At 41.7% G+C, this 18,956-nt stretch carries 20 protein-coding genes and 2 pseudogenes; 7 read left to right on the top strand and 15 right to left on the bottom strand.

The genetic code is table 11. The annotated features are described in order from the left end of the window. The first annotated feature begins 84 nt into the window (after positions 1–84). From purS to AC1F2U_RS09930, 4 genes are all read left to right on the top strand, one after another. A complete protein-coding gene (gene purS / locus AC1F2U_RS09915; RefSeq protein WP_334845668.1) occupies positions 85–363 on the top strand; it encodes a phosphoribosylformylglycinamidine synthase subunit PurS in 279 nt (92 codons plus the stop codon). Between the two features lie 172 nt (positions 364–535). After that, positions 536–1,207 (top strand): phosphoribosylformylglycinamidine synthase subunit PurQ, encoded by a 672-nt coding sequence (gene purQ / locus AC1F2U_RS09920; protein ID WP_480260951.1) that lies wholly within the window; start codon positions 536–538, stop codon positions 1,205–1,207. Positions 1,208–1,750: 543 nt separating this feature from the next. Then, positions 1,751–2,275, top strand: a complete 525-nt coding sequence (locus AC1F2U_RS09925) for a DUF937 domain-containing protein (protein WP_480260952.1) — start codon at positions 1,751–1,753, stop codon at positions 2,273–2,275. A 125-nt stretch (positions 2,276–2,400) separates the two neighbouring features. Further along, positions 2,401–2,955 (top strand): pyridoxamine 5'-phosphate oxidase family protein, encoded by a 555-nt coding sequence (locus AC1F2U_RS09930; RefSeq protein WP_334837148.1) that lies wholly within the window; start codon positions 2,401–2,403, stop codon positions 2,953–2,955. A 41-nt stretch (positions 2,956–2,996) separates the two neighbouring features. Here AC1F2U_RS09930 and cls read toward each other — a convergent pair whose 3' ends face one another. The 4 genes from cls to AC1F2U_RS09950 form a co-directional block, all read right to left on the bottom strand. After that, positions 2,997–4,439, bottom strand: a complete 1,443-nt coding sequence (gene cls, locus AC1F2U_RS09935; protein ID WP_480260953.1) for a cardiolipin synthase — start codon at positions 4,437–4,439, stop codon at positions 2,997–2,999. Between the two features lies 1 nt (position 4,440). Then, positions 4,441–5,286: an endonuclease/exonuclease/phosphatase family protein gene (locus AC1F2U_RS09940; protein WP_480260954.1), complete on the bottom strand. Its 846-nt coding sequence runs from the start codon at positions 5,284–5,286 to the stop codon at positions 4,441–4,443. A 429-nt stretch (positions 5,287–5,715) separates the two neighbouring features. Further along, a complete protein-coding gene (locus AC1F2U_RS09945; protein ID WP_480260955.1) occupies positions 5,716–6,372 on the bottom strand; it encodes a glutathione S-transferase family protein in 657 nt (218 codons plus the stop codon). 4 nt (positions 6,373–6,376) lie between these two features. Next, complete coding sequence (locus tag AC1F2U_RS09950; protein WP_480260956.1) at positions 6,377–6,661, bottom strand: hypothetical protein; 285 nt, start codon at positions 6,659–6,661, stop codon at positions 6,377–6,379. A gap of 177 nt (positions 6,662–6,838) precedes the next feature. Here AC1F2U_RS09950 and AC1F2U_RS09955 point away from each other — a divergent pair, with 177 nt between their 5' ends. Further along, positions 6,839–7,732 carry a LysR family transcriptional regulator gene (locus AC1F2U_RS09955; RefSeq protein WP_480260957.1) on the top strand — a complete coding sequence of 298 codons (894 nt, stop codon included), beginning with the start codon at positions 6,839–6,841 and terminating at the stop codon, positions 7,730–7,732. A 25-nt stretch (positions 7,733–7,757) separates the two neighbouring features. Here the strand turns inward: AC1F2U_RS09955 and AC1F2U_RS09960 are convergent, their stop codons facing one another. The 4 genes and pseudogenes from AC1F2U_RS09960 to AC1F2U_RS09975 form a co-directional block, all read right to left on the bottom strand. After that, positions 7,758–8,399, bottom strand: coding sequence for a transaldolase family protein (locus AC1F2U_RS09960; RefSeq protein ID WP_480260958.1), 642 nt, complete (start codon positions 8,397–8,399; stop codon positions 7,758–7,760). Between the two features lie 134 nt (positions 8,400–8,533). Then, positions 8,534–9,475: a ribokinase gene (rbsK, locus tag AC1F2U_RS09965; protein WP_480260959.1), complete on the bottom strand. Its 942-nt coding sequence runs from the start codon at positions 9,473–9,475 to the stop codon at positions 8,534–8,536. An 89-nt stretch (positions 9,476–9,564) separates the two neighbouring features. Then, positions 9,565–9,801: pseudogene (locus AC1F2U_RS09970) on the bottom strand (type II toxin-antitoxin system VapC family toxin); the annotation flags it as partial. Between the two features lie 210 nt (positions 9,802–10,011). Continuing rightward, positions 10,012–10,239, bottom strand: coding sequence for an antitoxin (locus tag AC1F2U_RS09975; protein ID WP_480260960.1), 228 nt, complete (start codon positions 10,237–10,239; stop codon positions 10,012–10,014). A gap of 90 nt (positions 10,240–10,329) precedes the next feature. Between AC1F2U_RS09975 and AC1F2U_RS09980 the strand changes: the two genes are divergently transcribed. Beyond that, entirely contained in the window at positions 10,330–10,497 is a 168-nt protein-coding gene (locus AC1F2U_RS09980) for a hypothetical protein (RefSeq protein WP_480260961.1), read from the top strand. On the opposite strand, the gene AC1F2U_RS09985 is transcribed toward AC1F2U_RS09980, so the two are convergent. Genes AC1F2U_RS09985 through AC1F2U_RS09995 form a run of 3 tightly spaced genes read right to left on the bottom strand, consistent with a single transcriptional unit; the run spans position 10,474 to position 12,373 of the window. Further along, the gene (locus AC1F2U_RS09985) at positions 10,474–10,908 is read right to left on the bottom strand and encodes a PIN domain-containing protein (RefSeq protein ID WP_480260962.1); all 435 of its coding nucleotides are present in this window, start codon (positions 10,906–10,908) and stop codon (positions 10,474–10,476) included. The genes AC1F2U_RS09980 and AC1F2U_RS09985 overlap by 24 nt on opposite strands. After that, positions 10,908–11,135, bottom strand: a complete 228-nt coding sequence (locus AC1F2U_RS09990) for a hypothetical protein (protein ID WP_292874045.1) — start codon at positions 11,133–11,135, stop codon at positions 10,908–10,910. Before AC1F2U_RS09990 ends, AC1F2U_RS09985 begins: the two co-directional genes overlap by 1 nt. A 47-nt stretch (positions 11,136–11,182) precedes the next feature. Beyond that, positions 11,183–12,373 (bottom strand): cysteine desulfurase family protein, encoded by a 1,191-nt coding sequence (locus AC1F2U_RS09995; RefSeq protein WP_480260963.1) that lies wholly within the window; start codon positions 12,371–12,373, stop codon positions 11,183–11,185. A 218-nt stretch (positions 12,374–12,591) separates the two neighbouring features. Between AC1F2U_RS09995 and AC1F2U_RS10000 the strand changes: the two are divergent. Continuing rightward, positions 12,592–14,163: pseudogene (locus tag AC1F2U_RS10000) on the top strand (phospholipase D-like domain-containing protein). Positions 14,164–14,325: 162 nt separating this feature from the next. On the opposite strand, the gene AC1F2U_RS10005 reads toward AC1F2U_RS10000, so the two are convergent. From AC1F2U_RS10005 to AC1F2U_RS10020, 4 genes are all read right to left on the bottom strand, one after another. Next, entirely contained in the window at positions 14,326–15,411 is a 1,086-nt protein-coding gene (locus AC1F2U_RS10005) for a glycosyltransferase family 4 protein (RefSeq protein WP_480260964.1), read from the bottom strand. A 643-nt stretch (positions 15,412–16,054) separates the two neighbouring features. Continuing rightward, positions 16,055–16,708 carry a dTMP kinase gene (tmk, locus tag AC1F2U_RS10010; protein ID WP_480260965.1) on the bottom strand — a complete coding sequence of 218 codons (654 nt, stop codon included), beginning with the start codon at positions 16,706–16,708 and terminating at the stop codon, positions 16,055–16,057. Positions 16,709–16,797: 89 nt separating this feature from the next. Continuing rightward, positions 16,798–18,081, bottom strand: coding sequence for a lactate racemase domain-containing protein (locus AC1F2U_RS10015; RefSeq protein WP_480260966.1), 1,284 nt, complete (start codon positions 18,079–18,081; stop codon positions 16,798–16,800). A 7-nt stretch (positions 18,082–18,088) separates the two neighbouring features. Continuing rightward, complete coding sequence (locus tag AC1F2U_RS10020) at positions 18,089–18,916, bottom strand: SDR family oxidoreductase (protein ID WP_480260967.1); 828 nt, start codon at positions 18,914–18,916, stop codon at positions 18,089–18,091. Between the last annotated feature and the right edge of the window lie 40 nt (positions 18,917–18,956).

Below are 18,956 nucleotides of genomic sequence, written 5' to 3' on the forward strand. Positions count from 1 at the left end.
TAACTTTAACCGCTTCGTAATCTTATTTTCACTCAGTTGGAACAGAAAGTTATAGTATAGCGATCGCAGCATTCAGCAAAAGCCGTGCAAACCAAGTATCTAGCCAAAATTTTCGTGACCCTTCGTCCTTCAGTTTTAGACCCCGCTGGTGTGGCAGTACAATCCGGTCTTAAGCAACTGGGATACGATAACGTTGACCAGGTGCGGATTGGTAAGTACATTGAACTCACCATCACCTCAACTGAAGAGAAGAAAGCCCGTCAAGACCTTAATAACATTTGTGACCAAATGTTATCAAATCCCGTAATTGAAAATTACCGCTTTGAATTAATTGAGGTCGAAACTCAAACTGGGGTATTTTAGGGATTGGGCATGAAGAAGAGGCAGGGGGGCAGAGGGGCAGAGGGGCAGAGGGGAAAAACTTACTGCAACTTCTCCTCTGCTCCCCTGCTCCCCTGCCTCCCTGTTCCCCTGCTCCCCTGCTCCCCTGCCCTCCTGCCCCCCGCCTCCTCACTCCCCACTCCCCTAACTAATCATGAAATTCGGTGTTGTTGTTTTTCCCGGTTCTAATTGCGATCGCGATGTTGCTTATGTAACCAGAGATTTACTGGGGCAACCAACGCGCATGGTTTGGCATCAAGAAACAGATATTGCTGATTTGGATGTCGTAATCATACCTGGTGGCTTTAGTTACGGGGATTATCTGCGCTGTGGTGCGATCGCGCGTTTTTCACCCGTGATGCAGCAGGTTGTGGAACACGCCCAAAAGGGTAAGTTTGTCCTCGGTATTTGCAACGGCTTTCAGGTATTAACTGAAGCTGGACTATTGCCAGGAGTGTTGACCAAAAATCGAGATTTACATTTTATTTGCGATCGCGTCCCCTTAAAAGTTGAGCGTACTAATCTATGGACGCAAGCTTATACAACTGGTGAAGTTATCACTTTGCCCATTGCCCACGGAGAGGGGAGATTCTACGCTGATGCAGCCACTCTCGCAGAAATTGAAGATAACGGGCAAGTCATATTTCGGTATGAAGGGGAAAATCCCAACGGTTCGCTGAACAACATCGCCGGGATTAGCGATCGCCGGGGCAATGTGTTGGGAATGATGCCGCACCCAGAAAGGGCATCAGACGCAATGCTAGGGGGTAGCGATGGCTTGAGGTTGTTTCAAGGCTTATTAGAGAAAGTAGTGGCATTAGCGTAGAGCAAATAAGTTGAGGTTTTGCGATCGCTGTCTGCAAGATAGACGAACATTCTTCTACAGACAGCGATTTTTTTTAGTGGGAACTTTAAAGCATTTTTTACAACGAAATCACGACATATTAAGGGTTTAAGGCTAGCGATTCCTGCGGTGGGCTTACACCTAATACCGTTTCTTTGTGAAACTGCGCCAAATCTCTTAATTTCTTACTTCTTCTTGGCGTACTTGGCGCTCTTGGCGGTTCGTTCTTATTTCTTACACCATAAGCGCATCTTCATACAGAATTGGTATAAGCATCTTAGATTGTGATAAAAACATCTAAATAAAATTACTTACCAATCTAAATTAAATCGAGGCACAGAATTTGCGTTGGCTTTGCCCACCACAAGTATCGCTCGATCGATTTCTCATACTTGAGCTAGTTGTTAAAATTTAGAGGTAGCGTGTTTTAATCTTTTATTAGACTTACAAAAAAAAGTCCGCGTACATAAAGAAACTTCCAGCCAGTTTTGGCAAGTTTTTGAGAACAAAGAGAGAAACAAACTTATGGGACTTTTCGATCAAATTCTTGGTGCCGTCGCTAATCCCAATCAACAGGGCAGCTTAGGTCAAATAGGAAGCATTGTTAACACTGTACAGCAGTTGAGCGATCGCACAGGCGCAGACCCTTCTGCCATCCAATCAGTTTTGTCAATTGTGGGTGGTCAAGTGCGTTCTGCTTTACAAGACAAACAAGCCACAGATGGTAATGAAGCCACACAAAATTTAGTCAGTCAATATGCTGGTACTTCTGCCAACCCCCAAGCCGTCAATTCGTTATTCTCTCCTCAGATACAACAGCAAGTAGCTGAAGTTGCTGCCCAGCGCACTGGGTTGGATGCTGGTATCGTTCAACAATTGCTGCCTTTGGCAGTACCTTTGGTGCTAAAGTTTTTGCAATCAGGAGCCAATGCTCAAAATCCTCAAGCTGGCGGAAATCCTGTCTTAAATTCCTTCTTGGATGCTGATGGTGATGGTGATGTCGATATTGCTGATGCCATCCAAATGGCTAGTCGGTATATGAAACAGTAATAGTTTTCTCCCAACTCCCCACTCCCTTCCGATAAACCAGACATCAGTAATTATACCTTGCTAGATTTTTAGCTAAGACATAGGCTGAGAAAACGATCAATTTGTAAATATAAATCAGACAGTCTATGTCTAAATTGTTTGACTGTATTACTGAAGAACTGCAAGACTTTATTGCTGCCCAACACCTTTTCTTTGTTGGCTCTGCACCTTTGAGTCCTACGGGTCATGTTAACCTGTCTCCTAAAGGTCAAGACTGCTTTCGTATCTTGTCTCCCAACCGAGTAGGTTATATAGACCTTACAGGTAGTGGTAACGAAACATCAGCCCATTTGCAAGAAAATGGGCGGATAACCTTCATGTTTTGTGCCTTTCAAGAACCCGCGTGTATCTTGCGTCTTTACGGTCAAGGAACCACGATTTTACCGAGTTCTCCAGAGTGGGACTCGCTCTATTCTCTATTTTTGCCGATACCTGGAACTCGTCAAATTATCGTCGCTGACATTGAAAAAATCCAGACTTCCTGTGGTTTTGGCGTACCACTCTATGAATATCAAGGTCAGCGCCAGACTCTAGTAAACTGGGCTACTAAAAAAGGCGAAGAGGGAGTTCGAGAATATCAACAGAAGAAAAATCTTGTCAGCATTGACGGTTTAGCGACACCACTGAGTAAATTACCCTAACTTGGTCTGATTGATTATTCTATTCATCCATATATTAGCGATTAAAGTAAAGGAGTCAGCAATCGAGAGACTCTCACAGCTAACTTGAACCAAAAAGGTTTTTTATCGTACTCATTAAGATCGACAGCAACACAGACAGCTAAATCATCCTCTAACATCTTTTTCACACTTTGGACAAACCCGGACTCGGTAACAAAACCCATAACTTCAAAATTTAGAGAAAACGAGCGATTATCTAAGTTAACAGTTCCTACCCCCGCTAAATTCTCATCAATGACTATAACTTTCTGGTGCATAAACCCATTTTTGTAACGATACAACTTGATACCGATTTTTTCCATTTCGGTGTAGTAAGAGAAGGAACATAAATAAACAAATAAATGATCGGGTCGATTTGGTAAGAGAATTCGCACATCGACACCTCGCATTGCTGCCAGTTTTAAGGCTGACAATGTTGCCTCATCCGGCACAAAGTATGGACTAGCAATCCAGAGGTGAGTTTGAGCTTGATTAATTAGTTCGACAAAAAAAAGCTTACAAGCTGGCAGATGATCTGCTGGGCCTGTAGGAAGTATGAATACAGTTTGATTAGTTTCCCGATTAATTTTTACCTGCCAGTTAACTTCGATAAGTTTTCGAGTTGCCCAATACCAATCTCGTACAAAGGAGTTTTGTAGACTTTGTACACTTGGCCCTTCAAGCATGATATGAGTGTCGCGCCAAGGACTCAATCGAGGATTTTTTCCTAAATATTCATCACCAATATTTAGTCCACCTACAAATGCTATTTCTCCATCCACTACCAAAATTTTTCGATGATTGCGAAAATTAAATTGGAACCGATTACCCTGACCTTTAGTGGTGTTAAATGCACTCACTGCAATTCCATGCTGTTGTAGAGATTGGATATAAGGGCGAGATAGTTTCTTGGAACCAATTTCATCGTAGAGAAAATAGACGTTTATTCCTTGCTTGGCTTTAGCAATTAACGCTTCTCTAAACTCATTAGCTGATTGGTCATCGTTAACAGTATAGAATTGAAACAAAATATAATTTGTCGCCGATGCAATCTTTTTCAGCATCGCTTCATAGGTTTGCTGACCATTAATCAGTAATTGAGCAGCATTCCCTGATGTGAAAGAGATGTCTGTAAAAGCCTCCGCTAAGGGTTGCAACTGGGCTAGATTATCTGGTGGCGCAACCTGAAATTTAATCAGTTCGCTATAAGTCGAATGAAAAATCTTATAGTGTTGTGCATAGACTGAGCGCAGTGTTTCAGCATATCCATGAAATTTAGTTCTTCCTAAAATCCAATACAATGGAATCGCTAGCCAGGGAAAGGTAATTAGAGAAATGCTCCAGGCAATTGCCCCTTGGGAAGAACGCACATTCATCACTGCATGGGCTGCATGTATAACTCCCACGCAATGAACAACAACTGTAGCTGTGCTAAAAATAGCTAGAACACCAGCATCTACAAGCATCTTAATTTTTTTGAGTATTGGTATAAGTAAATTCTGCCAGCAATGGCTTATGATCGGATGAACAAATTTGGTCTAGCACCTTAGCACTGGCTTTCTTCACACTTATATCTCGATAAAAGATGTGATCTAAAGGGGGTGATAACAGGAAGCGTTTAATTTTCTCCTTCTCATCAGGTGCGAAAATTACAGGCGTTAATCCTAATTGAGTTGTTACTTGATTGAGAATAACTGCTCTTTTGCGACTCCAAGTATTGAAATCTCCTGAAAATATTAGTGGCCCCCGATGTATAGATAACGCTTGTTCCAATTCATTTAGTTGGATTTTAAATTTATTTATATCTACAAAATTGATCAGATGAGTATTGATTGTCATAAGAGTTGTATTTTGCTCAGATAGCAGATACTCGGTGATTAAAGAAATTTTAGGAGTTTTAACAATCGGCTCATAATGCTTAGTAGTTATAACTTTTTTGGTAATTGGGTTGATTGTCGAGGCTGTAAAGATTCCTGAATAAGTTTGATGATGAATATCTACGAAATTAGGAGCAAAACTCCAATTCATTTTCAACCATTTTGCCCATTCTTCTGCCTCTAACTTTAGAGAGAACTCTTGTAAAAATATGAGGTTTGGCTGATAATTTGCAATGATTTTGTAAAAATCTTCTAGCCAAGTGTTATTATAGTTTTGTTTAGCAATATTCCAACTGAGAACTTTAATTGATTTACTATTAATTTCTGTTTGAATTGAATTATTTTTATCAATTGTCAGTTCTTGTAAACGAAAAAATCTATAACCCGGAACAAATTTCGTAACTAGAGTGTTTACGTGTTCTTGAATATTAGGCATTACTAATATTAAAATGGATTTATTCTAGCTTAACGCTATTAAACAGTCGTTAGAGAAGAATAGCACGTTTGTAAAGCTATAAGCTATGCTCCATAAGCACTAGAGCTTGAACAGTGTCGGCATGGATCGGGCGATTTTCCTGGATAGACCTTACAGTTTACCAGAGTGGCTTAAGAGAGCGATCGCAATCCTAAATGATTTGTAAGAAAATTCCCTCCCACCTAACGCCGTCCTCCAAAGCATCGCAGGGGCTATAGGGAGGTCATGACTATTTCAAATTATCAATCTCTAAAAAAGAATGTAGAGACTTAGCATTGCTAAGTCTCTACAAAGGTTCTAGATAACGCATATTTAATTTCACCAGATGTCTAATAGGAATATCCCTTTGATTTGTATCTAAAATTGAAGTTTTTATTATTTCCTATTTCCCTAAAACTCATATTGGGGAATAACTTCTGTCTCATTCTTTGCTGCATTTATCCACTCTTGCATTGCTGGAAGTGCCAAAATTGACTCCACATAATTTCTAGAAACAGTATCTAACTGCACATCATAGGCGATAAAGCGTAGGACAACTGGAGCAAAAAATGCATCGGCAATCGTGAAATTGTCAAACAAAAAATTGCCACCAGTTCCAAACTTTTGACGTGATTCTTGCCAGATACTAATAATGCGGTCAATGTCTTGTTGTACGCCGGGTTCTAAACCTTTACCAGGATATTTAGTACGGCAGTTCATGGGCATATTCTGACGCAATTTTTGAAATCCTGAGTGCATTTCCGCACTGACAGAACGGGCTAATGCTCTTGCGGCCTTATTCTCTGGCCACCATTGCAGGGTTGGAAAAGTTTCAGCTAGATATTCACAAATAGCGAGAGAATCCCACACTGTTTGCGTATCGTGCAATAACACAGGTACTTTTCCTGATGACGAGTATTGCCGAATTTTCGATGAACAATCTGGATCGTTATAGAGAGGAATCCGAATTTCATTGAATTCCAAACCAAATTGCTTCATCGCTAACCAAGGACGAAGTGACCAAGATGAATAATTTTTGTTGCCGATTACTAAAGTAAGTTGTGTCATGTTTTTAATACCGATAAAGTTGTTCAATCCACATAGACACATCAGTTTCGGAACCGGAAGAGAAAGATTTTCCGGTTGCCGGGTCGTAAGCTTGCCAATAGATATTACCGTGGCGGTCAACCTTTTGCCAAACTTGTAATTCACTAGGATCGGCTAGGAGTTTTTTGACAAAAATTTCCCAAATCAGATGCAGAGATTTCCAGAAGTTTGAGTGGCTTTTTTTCTCGAATGACGGACTACAATTTATTTCTATATCTTCTGTTTGTAAACACTTAATGTTATTGTTCATAAAATTATTCCTGAAATTTGCTCAGTAAATAAAACAGTAACAACATCTCAGTTAGGAATCAAATCATGGCTTGCATAGGTTCTATAAATGGGATTTATAGATATGAAAAATCACTAATACAACCTTTTTGCCACAATAAAGTCAGGATGTGTATACCCTTGTTCTCATCAATTGCCTATGAAACTCTCCCAACTCCGAGCCATAGTTGCAGTAGCAGATTGTGGTAACTTTAGTGAAGCAGCCTTAGAATTGCAGCTTTCTCAGCCTGCAATTAGTCATGCGATCGCTACCCTAGAAGAAGAATTAGGTGTGCCATTATTTGCGAGAGGTCGTCACGGTGCTGTGCTGACACCTGCTGGAGAGCGCATTTTGTATCATGCACGTCAAGCAATGCAGCATCTAAAAATGATGCAACACGAAGCAAACTTGCATAAAGGTTTACACGGTGGTCATGTGCGAATTGCGGCTTTTCGGAGCGTCGCTACTCATCTATTACCAAAAGCGATCGCCCAATTTCACAATCAATTCCCAGAAATTGCTGTCACAATCATAGAGTGTGCTGCTTTCACGGATGTAGAGCAGTGTTTGCATGATGGACGTGCCGATATTGGTATTACCTGTCTCCCAACTGGTGAAGAATTTCAAACCTGGGAAATTTTTCGGGATGAGTATGTAGCTTTACTACCACCAGATACCAAAATTAGCAGTCCGCAAATTACTTGGGAAGATATCGCAGCCTATCCGCCGGTTTTACTTCCTTGTACACCCTGTGGACGCATTCTTCACAACCACCTGAAGACTTTAGCAATTCCAATCCATACTGCTAGCGACATTCAAGAAGATTCCACAGTCGTTAGTATGGTGAATCAAGGATTGAGAGCAGCTATTATGCCTCGTTTAGCAGCTGTACCCATTCCCCCAAAGGTGCAGGTATACAGTTTACCTGCACCACTTGAAAGAGTCATTGCAACTGCAACTTTATCTAATACCCTGCAAGTACCTGCGGTATTCACCTTTTTGGAGATGTTGAGTAAATTTGATTTTTATAGTTTAGCTAAATTCACTTATTGAACACATCCGAATTACGAATTACGAATTACGAATTACTTAAACCAATGCCTCCTTTAGCAAATTCTTCAACAGTTTTTTGGGAGAATTCATGAGTTGCGATCGCCTGCAACATTGCCAGTGGTAAAGTTAAATGATTCGCCCCAGCTTGCAACGATGCGGCTGCTTCTTCAGGAGATTTGATACTAGCTGCCAAGATTTCCGTATCACTACCTTTGAGTACGCTAGCCATATCCCGCACTAAAGAAATACCGTCACCTAACAATCGGGTAGCTCGATTTACATAAGCTATGGCAATTTTAGCTCCTGCTTCTCGTGCGACTGCTGCTTGTGCTGCACTATAAATCGCTGTCACCGAACAGGTAATTTCTGGTGATAGACTCGCCACCACTTCAAACCCTAACGGTGTTGCGGGAATCTTCAAAATTGTTTGCGAACCAATAATCTCGAAAGCTTTTCTACCTTCAGCTAGCATCCCAGCTTTATCGGATGCCACAAGTTGATAATATAAAGGGCCATTTGTCAAGGCAACCAATTTTTTGAGCGTGGTTTCTGGTGGAGTATCGCTTTGAGATAACAGTGTGGGATTTGTTGTGATACCTTTTACCCATCCCCAAAGCTTAACAACTTCAGCTTCCGATGCGATCGCGGAGTCTAGATATAGTGCCATACTTAATTCCTCACTTTTACTATCTGCATTTCTCCTGCTATACACCCTACATCGTTCAGAAGCTCCGCACTGATATTTCTGCCGATCCCGATCGGATAAGTATTTTACTTGTTTATCTATGCTTTTTTAAATAACTACCCTTGAAAGCCACCATTCATTCCCCTTTCCTTGAGAAATGCATCAAATGTAAACCTATCTGGTAGCGAAGTTTGTGCGCCTGGTTTTGTCGCTGTCAAAGCACCTGCTGCTGCACCCCAAACAACTGCTTGATGTAAGGAAAGTCCTTCAAAAAGTGCCGCCGCTAAACCACCATTGAAAGCATCGCCTGCGGCTACTGTGTCAACTGTATGAACTGAAAACGCGGGTACAAAAAACTTTTCTTCAGCAGTGGCACAAAAAACACCTTTAGCACCCAGTTTGACGATCGCACATTTCACACCCCGTTGTAATAAAATCGCAGCTGCTTTGGCGGCTTGTTCCTCTCCATTCACAGAAAAACCCACCAACTGCGCTGCTTCAACTTCATTCGGTGTAATAATATCAACCAATGGATACAGCTCATCTGGTAAATTAGATTGTGCGGGTGCGGGGTCAAAAATTACTTTTATGTTTGCACCTTTTGCGGCTTTAGCAGCAGCAACCACGGCAGTAATAGGAATTTCTAGTTGTAAAAGTAGTGCTGTAGCTTCTGGTAAAAAGTGGGATAATCGCTCTACATCTTCTTGATTGACGCGCCCATTTGCACCAGGAATGACAACAATTTGATTTTCACCAGTCTGACTTACGGTGATGATCGCGACTCCAGAACTAACAGTTTTATCTACAAAAATGTTATCAGTCTGCACACCAGATGTTTGTAAATTGTTAACAAGTTCCTTACCAAAATCGTCTGCACCTACACGCCCTACTATCTGGGTAGGAATGCCCAATTTTGCTAATGCTACGGCTTGATTGGCTCCTTTCCCTCCCGAAACTTTAAAAAAATCTTCTCCTAGCAACGTTTCTCCTGCAACTGGCAACCGGGGTGTTGTTGCTACCAAATCTATATTTATGCTGCCGAAGACGATAATACTCATAATGCTGATTTTTATTGAGCTTAAAGTTATTTTGATTGATATTACAGCAAGCCAGTTACGCAATATCATCACATCTCGCATACTGACAACTACTCAACCCAGTTTTCTAATAAGAGCATAGGAATACGAGAAAACTCTCGCACATTATTGGTGACTAGGGTAACTCCTAAACTCAGCGCATGAGAAGCAATGAGCATATCCATTGCACCAATAATAAGTCCTCTACTTTCGAGATCGCTTCTGATGCTGCCGTAAATTGTTGCAGATGCTTGATTGAATTCGACAATTTCTAGAGGTAGCAGAAATTGCATCAGGGCGATGCGGTTTTTCTCTTGCTGTTGAACGCTAGTTGCTTCAAGTCGGCAAAGCCGCCCAACGCACTAGCTCCTTTTGGCAACTCCGTATTCGAGTTCAGCAACGGTGATAGAGGAGATACCAACATCAGAAATGCTAAGGGGTTGAAATTTATCCAGTACTTTTTAGGGTTTTTGCTTTATCAGGTAAATGCAGATGTTCGTATCAAGCAGGTATTGCATTTAAAAACTTTCTCTAGTGTCAATAACTGGCTGAACTCTGGTAGTCATGAAGTCATCAGAAAAATTGTCTAGACTATCAATAAGGGATTCCCAAGGGTTGTCTTTGGCAATCAGGACAATGGCGTTGCCAATTTTTTTGATATAAACTTCAGTACCAGTAAGTTGAAAATCTTCTGGCAAAATAACGATTTGGTGAGTGCCATCAGTGGTGAGTTTGGCAGTGTTCATGGTGTTATTGTCCTGAGATTAGCTAATATTTCTGGTCTGGTTAGCACGAAATTTGATAAATGCAACTCTGAAACTTGCTTGAGTAGCTCATTGTTAAACCGAATCTATGGAAATCCTAGCAGTCCTGCCGAGGAATATGATGGTGACGAAAGGATCAATATGGTAAAGGCGATCGCTTATGGCCAGTTATTTCTTGCCGAAAGTGATTCGCTCTTCTTCGTTATGCTGAAACGACTAATCCTGCGTCTCCTCAAGTGACCCCAACTGCTCTAATACCTGACGCACTGATAAAACGGGTATAGCTGAATTGGAAAACCCTTGCAAATCGCGAGTAACGATCGCGTCTACACTCTGAGCGACTGCACAATAAATTTGTACCGCATCCTCAAAATCAGCTAAACCAGATGCAAAAGCTGCTTCTAAAATAGCCCGATTTACAGAGCAAATAACCAAAACCGCCAGTATTGTTGAAACTGCCTGTCTAGCAAGTTCAATACTTTGAGTCTGTCTGCGGGCGATGTAGAAAATATCAGTGAGTGTTGTTGCAGTCACGTATCCAACCACTTGTCCAGAATCGATCAAATTAAACAGAGCTTCCGCATCTTGCAAAAATGGTTCTCGGTCTAGCAAATAATCTAGAATGATGTTGGTATCAATCAAAACTCTCACTAAAGATATTTCTCCACCCGACGTTCTTCTAGCATGAACTCCACTTGTTCATCAGTCGGCGCTGGCTGATCGGTCTTCAATAAACCTTTCATCTGCTTGATGATGCGCGATCGCTCAGGTGGTTGGGTTGGAACATCTTGCAAGGATTCAATAATTGCACGGACGAGTTCAAGGCGATCGCTCGCTGGCAGTTGACGGGCTTGCTCTTTAAGCTCTTGCAGGGACATAGAAAACACTCCGACAAATGCTGTATCTAAATTTTAGTATGAGCTAATCAACGCTTAACTAAAGATAAATCTGGTGTCAGCCTTTGCAAAACTTGCTTTAATACCATCACTGTCCAATCTATATCAGCTTCAGTCGTATCACGTCCCAATGTGATGCGAATTCCGCCCAAGGCAGCTTTTTCAGAATAACCCATCGCTAACAATATTGGACTAGGGCTAAGTTTTCCACTGTGACAGGCAGCACCAGCACTGATGCCGATACCTGCAAGATTTAGCTGCCGTACCAAGGCTTTACCGCTAAGTTTTTTCCCGTCGGCGTTTTCTAAGCACATACTGACATGGTGAGGTAAACGATCGCAGCCATCCCCTGTAGGGATTAAACCAGGAATCTCAGCTAATTGGGCAAAAGCGCGATCGCGTAACTCAATTAACCGTGGTGTTTCTGTAGCTAATTCTTGCGCTGCTAATTCTGCTGCTACACCAAATCCGGCAATTATCGGTACTGCTTGCGTACCAGAACGCAGTCCCATTTCTTGCCCACCACCACCCAGTAAGGGCATTAACTCCACACCAGGACGCACATACAACGCCCCTACACCTTGCGGTCCATATATTTTATGACTGGAAAGGCTAAGTAAGTCTACAGGAAGTTGTTGCACATCTATGGGTAAGCGTCCCGCAGCTTGTACTGCATCTGTGTGGAACAAAGCACCATGCGATGGCTCCGCCCGCCGCAGGCATCGCACAATTTTACCCAGTTCTGCGATCGGTTGCACAGTCCCAACTTCACTCTGACCGTAAATTATAGAAACTAAGGCTGTGTTATGTCGCAACGCCGCCTTTAAATCCAAGGGGTTGACTCTGCCTTTAATATCTACAGATAAGCGCGTAACTTCCCAACCCCACATTTCTAGCAACCGCACTGTTTCAGAAATTGCGGAATGCTCAACACTGGAGATAATTAGATGTTGAGGTACAGCATACAACCGAGCTACACCCATAATTGCTAGATTATTTGCCTCAGTGCCACCAGAAGTAAAAACGATCGCTTCAGGAGTGGCGGCGTTAAGTAGTCCAGCAACTTGGACTCTGGCTTGTTCCACAACCGTTGCCGCCCGTTGTCCCCACTCATGTAAACTGGAAGGATTGCCCCACTGTTGAGTGAGGACTGTTTGCATAACTGCGATCGCTTCTTTTCGAGTCGGAGTAGTGGCGCTGTAATCTAGATAAATTTGCATAAAACCGATAATAGTGAGAACACACGTTAGTGATAGACTGCCGATCTTCTCAGCATATAGAGTTTTAGTGGACAAATCCTGAAAAAAATACCCGTAATTTTATATCTAATAGTGGATTTTTACCTTTACTTGGAAACTTATTTCTCTACTTAATTCAGAACACAAAATTTTGGGAATGATAAATATGTCCACTTCCAATCCACTTTTAACAGATTACAGTGCAACTTATCTCTAGACAAAGATATTTTTTATATATCTTTTTACTGATATTCTCTCTCGCGGGTTGTCAACGAGTTCAATCCTACAATCAGCGTCCAGCACCCTTACCACAAGACCCGTTAATTCAAGCTTACTTTAACCATTCTGAGTCTTCAGAATACCAAGAAGCTTACCGTCAGCAAACTCGTCTGGGGGATGATTTAGAAAAACAGATTGTCGATGCTATTACACAAGCTAAATCTACAGTAGATGTAGCGGTGCAAGAATTACGTTTACCCAAAGTTGCCCAAGCACTGGTTGATAGACAAAAAGCTGGGGTAAAAGTCAGGATAATTTTAGAAAATACCTATAGCCGACCTTGGAGTAGCTTAACATCTGCTGAAGTAGGTAAGTTAGATAAAAGAGAACAAGAACGCTACAACGAATTTCGCAAATTTATCGATCTTAACCAAGATAATCAACTCAGTCCAGCCGAAATCAATCAAAGAGATGCTTTGATAATTTTGCAGAATGCTCAAATTCCCTGGCTAGACGATCGAGCAGATGGTTCAGCGGGTAGCAGCTTGATGCATCACAAGTTCGTAATTGTGGACAATCGCCTCGTAATTATCACTTCAGCTAATTTTACATTAAGTGATACTTCTGGTGATTTTACCAATTCCAGCAGTTTAGGCAATGCCAATAATTTCTTGCAGATTGACAGCCCGGAATTAGCTGCTTTATTTACAGAAGAGTTTAATGTTATGTGGGGAGACGGACCGGGAGGTCAGCCGGACAGTCAATTTGGTTTGAAAAAACCGATGCGTTTCCCTAAACAAATAACTTTAGGTAATACCAAAATTACTGTGCAATTTTCGCCTACTTCTCCAACTCAACTTTGGAGTAACAGTAGTAATGGTTTAATTGGTAAAACTTTAGATTCAGCAACCAAGTCTATTGACATGGCGTTATTTGTCTTTTCCGAACAGCCTCTTGCCAATATTTTAGAAAAACGCCATCAACAAAGTGTCCAAATTCGCGCTTTAATTGAACCACAATTTGCCTACCGTCCTTACAGCGAAGCCTTAGATATGATGGGGGTTGCTCTTAGTAACAAATGTAAATATGAAGTTGACAATCATCCTTGGTCAAATCCAATTACTACCGTAGGTGTACCTATATTACCCAAAGGCGATTTATTGCATCACAAATTTGCTGTTATTGATAGTCAAACAGTAATTACAGGTTCTCATAATTGGTCAGATGCGGCCAATAATGGTAACGATGAGACGCTTGTAGTGATTGAAAATCCGATAGTTGCTGCCCATTATGTGCGAGAATTTGCTCGTCTTTATGCCAAAGTCAAACCAGGCTTACCACCAGCAATTCAACAAAAAATTAAATTAGAACAAACACGATGTCCTCAAATAAAAACTTCTTGATCGACTGAGTTAAAAGTAATTCAAAAAGTAAATCTCAACACCGCAATTTTAGTAGAATTAGCAACTCTTCCTAGCGTGAGTCAAAAATTAGCACAGCGAATAATTATGAGTCGTCAACAGCAACAATTTATATCTTTACAAGACTTATAAAAATTTCCAGGAGTGAGTGCTAGAACTTTAGACAAATGGAGCGTAGGCGTAGCCCGTCGTAGACATCGCGTGACTTTCTAGGGCGCACAGCTAGCTGTACACCCCTACAACGATCTGTATTCTACCTAGTTAAAAACATCTAAGATTACACAAATGCTATATTTAAATTTGGCTGCTACCTAAACTAAGCAAACTACGGAAACGCCCATTCTGAGAAAATCGTTCTGCTATTATCTGTTGATAAACCGCCTCATAGCCATCAGTCATGTGCTTAATGCTAAAAAGATTTTCGACATGCTGGCGACAGGCATAGCGGTCTAACTCTGTTACGCGATCGATCGCACTGATGCACTCTTGAATATTATTGCAGAGGAAACCCGTCTTGCCGTGTGAAACGATCTCTTCAGTAGAACCCAATTTCATCGCAATCACTGGCGTACCGGAAGCCATTGACTCAACCATCACCAATCCAAAGGGTTCCCGCCAAGTGATGGGGAACAGAGTTGCTACCGCACCTCCCATCAGAGCATTTTTTTGATCGTGGTTGGCTTCACCCAAATACTCAATTTGCTCGCCGTCGATGTGCGGTTTGATTTCCTTTTCAAAGTATTCTACATCAACGACATCCACCTTACCTGCCATTTTCAAATGCCAACCAGCAGCTTTTGCAATTTCTATTGCTAAGTGCACTCCCTTTTCTGGAGATATTCGGCCCAAAAACGCCAAGTAGGGTGGATCTTCTGGTTGGGCGTGAAACTTATAACTGCTAACATCAATCCCGTTGTAAACCGTTGCTACACAGTTCAACCCTAATCTTGTTTCTCGTTGTGCATTGGAAATACTGATATAGGGTTGTTTTTTAGCAAAACTGAACAATTTTTCGTTATCAGGGGTAAAAATACCGTGTAACGTGTGAACCGTAGGGGTTGTGACGAGATTCGCGTAAGCTAGTGCCGCACACCCAATATGGGAGTGAATAATATCAAACTCTTCTGCACGTTCATACACCGAAGCTAGATTTAGCATTTCGTAAATGCTGTAATCTTTGATTGTGCGATCGAGTCTGAGGGCACGGGGATGAACTGAGACTAGTGTTGCCAGACTAATAGAATCTCCCGATGCAAATAAAGTTACTTCGTGCCCGCGCCGGACTAATTCATCGGTCAGTAACCCCACGACTAACTCTATACCTCCATAACCTGGAGGTGGAACTCTTTCCCACAGTGGAGCTACTTGAGCAATTCGCATCACAAACCTCCTGACAAATAAAACTTGAATTAGAAGTTTTTTCTTTCTGTTGTTGTAGTGTTTTTAATTGATTCACTTTGCATCAGAAATTAACTTCAGATACTAAAGTTATGAACAATTCCCTTTAAATCCTAAGCTCTTACTTATATAATTTTCGTCTATCCTAGTACGGAAATTACCCACTCCTAAAGAGGTAAATACGCTCTGGATGATTAATTTTTGGTGATTTGGTGCAATCTTAAATATAGATTTTACCGATTGCTAAAAATTTTCTAAAATCGTCAAATTCTCAAATAAATGATGATATTTTGGGAAAAATCTCTACTATCGCTGGTCAATTATCTAATTTACAAAAATTAATTACAGAATAAATCGTGTAGTCACTTTTTGGTCGGCTTTCCGTACTCTCAAGAATAATTTATAACCGTCTAAAGGAAAAATTTTGGTAAAGTAGGTAGTTGGAATCAAAAGCAGCAATTTTTCTTATAAGTTCTATCCAAGTTTTTAAAGGTAACAATTAACTATTAGACATATTCAGAAATTAAATATGCGTTATCCTGAACCCTTGTAGAGATGTAGCAGCGATCGCTGCCATCCACTTCGCAAAGCGTCCCGCAGGGATGTTTTTTTCACTGGAAGTCCCCTACAGGTGCAGGTGTGCGCGTAAAATTCCTTGAATTACCTGTTGTACAGCTTCTTTACTCAAGCTGCCATCTACCCGAACAATTCGTGAGGGATGGGATGCTGCTAGATGTGCGTATCCTTGCTGAACGCGGCGATGAAAAGCGATTGTCTCTTGTTCAATGCGGTCTAGTCCTAATTTATCTGAGAGTTTGCGGGACAGTCCAACCTCGACATCGACATCTAGCCAAATAGTTAGATCGCTTTCTAAACCACCAGTAGCAATATTATTAAGCTGATTAATTAAACTCATGTTCAGACCGCGACCATATCCTTGATAGGCAATGGTAGAGTCAGTGTAACGATCGCATAAAATATATTTCCCAGCTGCGAGATTTGGTTTGAGTTCTTGTTCAACGTGTTGCGATCGGTCAGCCGCATACAACAAAAGTTCTGTCACCTCTGCAACTGGCTTGCCCTGAGCGGAGCCGAAGGGTTTATCTTCTGACTTTTCTAGTAGCAAGCGGCGAAGATGTACACCTAACTCTGTTCCCCCCGGTTCGCGAGTTACCACCACAGAAACACCGAGACTTTCCAACCACTCAGAACAAAGCTGCATTTGGCTGGTTTTGCCACAGCCTTCCACCCCTTCAAATACAATTAATTTCCCACCCATGCTTTTTTGTTCGCTGCTATAAACTGATTCGCTGACGTTTCATCAGATCAAGAATAGCGCGAAGTGTAAAATTAACTTGCGATCGCAGTCTACGATTTAGTTTCCTGAAAATTACTGTCACTCAGACGGTATAGAATCTCGCCAGCCTTTGGCACAAGCAATATACCTTCATCCTCTCGGTTAGCCCATTCAGTGGGTTGAATAGTCGCCGGATCGCGATAATTCAAGTTATGAACAGCACAGCGTTCAGCAGAAATGCCAGTAGCTAAAGTAACGCGAATCCGCGCTTGTTCTCCTTCTATCAGATCGAAAGTACCCATCCCTTTTAAGTGAGTACTATGGGCTAGCACTCCAGCAGGATAGTCTTGGAATTTATCCCACTGTTTGAGAAAGTAATCCCGCACATGATAGCCAATTTGGGAGAGAATTTCGCCGTGTGTATAGCTAAACTCGGTAATATGAGGCGCATATATAATTACTTCGCCTCCGTCAGCAACTACTGGCTCTAGCTTGTACATTCCTTTTGCTGCCGTCCAAATGTCATCATACATTTGGGGCATGACTGAAAGCACTTGTTTAAAAGGCCGATCTACATATTTAATATGTAGTTTAGCTGATAGTTTTGCAGCAGCTTCCCAAGCTGATTCTGGTCGATCTATATAAAGTCCAGCTAGCTGATTTGTTTTGGGTGCGACCACCATCGCCAAACAAAGCTTTGGGGTAGAAATCAGGTTAGCGGCTCGGTTAATCAAACGTCGAACTGGTGTTATTCCCAGCGTACCAATAATTTCGTAACAAGTAATTAAAGCACCTAACCAGTGGGAGAGATTAATTACTTCTTGACCACCAATACCAGGGAAAAAATATTTATTTCCACCAGAGAAACCGACAACTTCATGAGGGAAAACTGGGCCGCAGATCGCGATTAAATCGTATTCTGCGATAAGCTTATTAATACGTACATTAACTGACTGATGTAGCATTCCACCACTAATTTCTGCTATCTCGTCTGCCGAAATTATTCCACAAGAAATAAAGGTATCTGGCTCATTCCAAAGGTGGTTAAAGATACGAACTTTTTTAAAAGTTGTCTCTCGCTCCTCTGGTGTCACTCCCACCAAGTGATTGATTTGTTCTTCACTCATCGGATTATGTGTACCCAGAGCAATTAAAAAATCCAGAGCCGCTACTCTTTGACCCAACTCCTGATGAAGCAATCGAAACATTTGCGGGATGGGAGCAGTGCGGGTACTATCTGGAATTAACACCAAAATGCGCTGTCCATCCAACTTAGGGTCTGCTAAAGCTTGATGAACTAGCTCGGAAACTTGCTCATCTGAAAGTGTACCGTTATTTACGGCTAGTGAATACATGACATTATTAAACTCCACTGTAGATACTAAATCCACCATCTACTGGCACAACTACCCCGTTAACAAAACTAGAACCAGAACTACATAACCAAATCAAAGTGCTGAGTAATTCATCTGGTTTTCCGAAACGTCCGGCAGGGGTATGGTCGATAATTTTTTGCCCGCGAACGGTCAAACTACCATCAGAATTTAAGAGTAAATCTCGATTTTGTTCGCCAATAAAAAAACCTGGTGCGATCGCATTTACTCGCATTCCATCACCATATTTTTGGGCGAGTTCTACGGCTAGCCAACGAGTAAAGTTATCTATCCCCGCTTTTGCAGCTGAGTAGCCAACCACCCGACTAATCGCTCGAATGGCAGACATAGAAGAAATATTGACAATACAACCGTGGGGTTGACTTCTTTCCACCATTGCTTGACCAAAAACCTGACAAGGTAGTAAAGTGCCAACTAAGTTGAGGCTAACCACTTCCTCAAAGGCTGTATGTGGCATATCAAAAATAGTCGCATCAGCAGTAATTGTGGCAGCCGGAATATTACCACCAGCCATATTTACCAAGATATCTATTTCATCCCAACGTTGTATAATAACATCCCTAGCGATTTCTAATTGAGAGCGATCGCTAACATCTGCAACCACAGCGATACTTTCTCCACCGTTAGCAGTAATCTCAGCCACCACCGCCCCCGCCCTGACTTCATTGCGACCCAAAACCACCACTCGCGCTCCAGCCAGAGCCAAACCCTTTGCCATAGCCCCACCAAGCACACCAGAACCACCCGTAACTACCGCAACCCGCTCCTTCAAACTAAAAAGTTTACTTAAAATCAAAGTGATTCCCCCACTTAGTAAAATTCTCTGCGTACCTCTG

Source organism: Nostoc sp. LEGE 12454 (genome assembly GCF_056620565.1).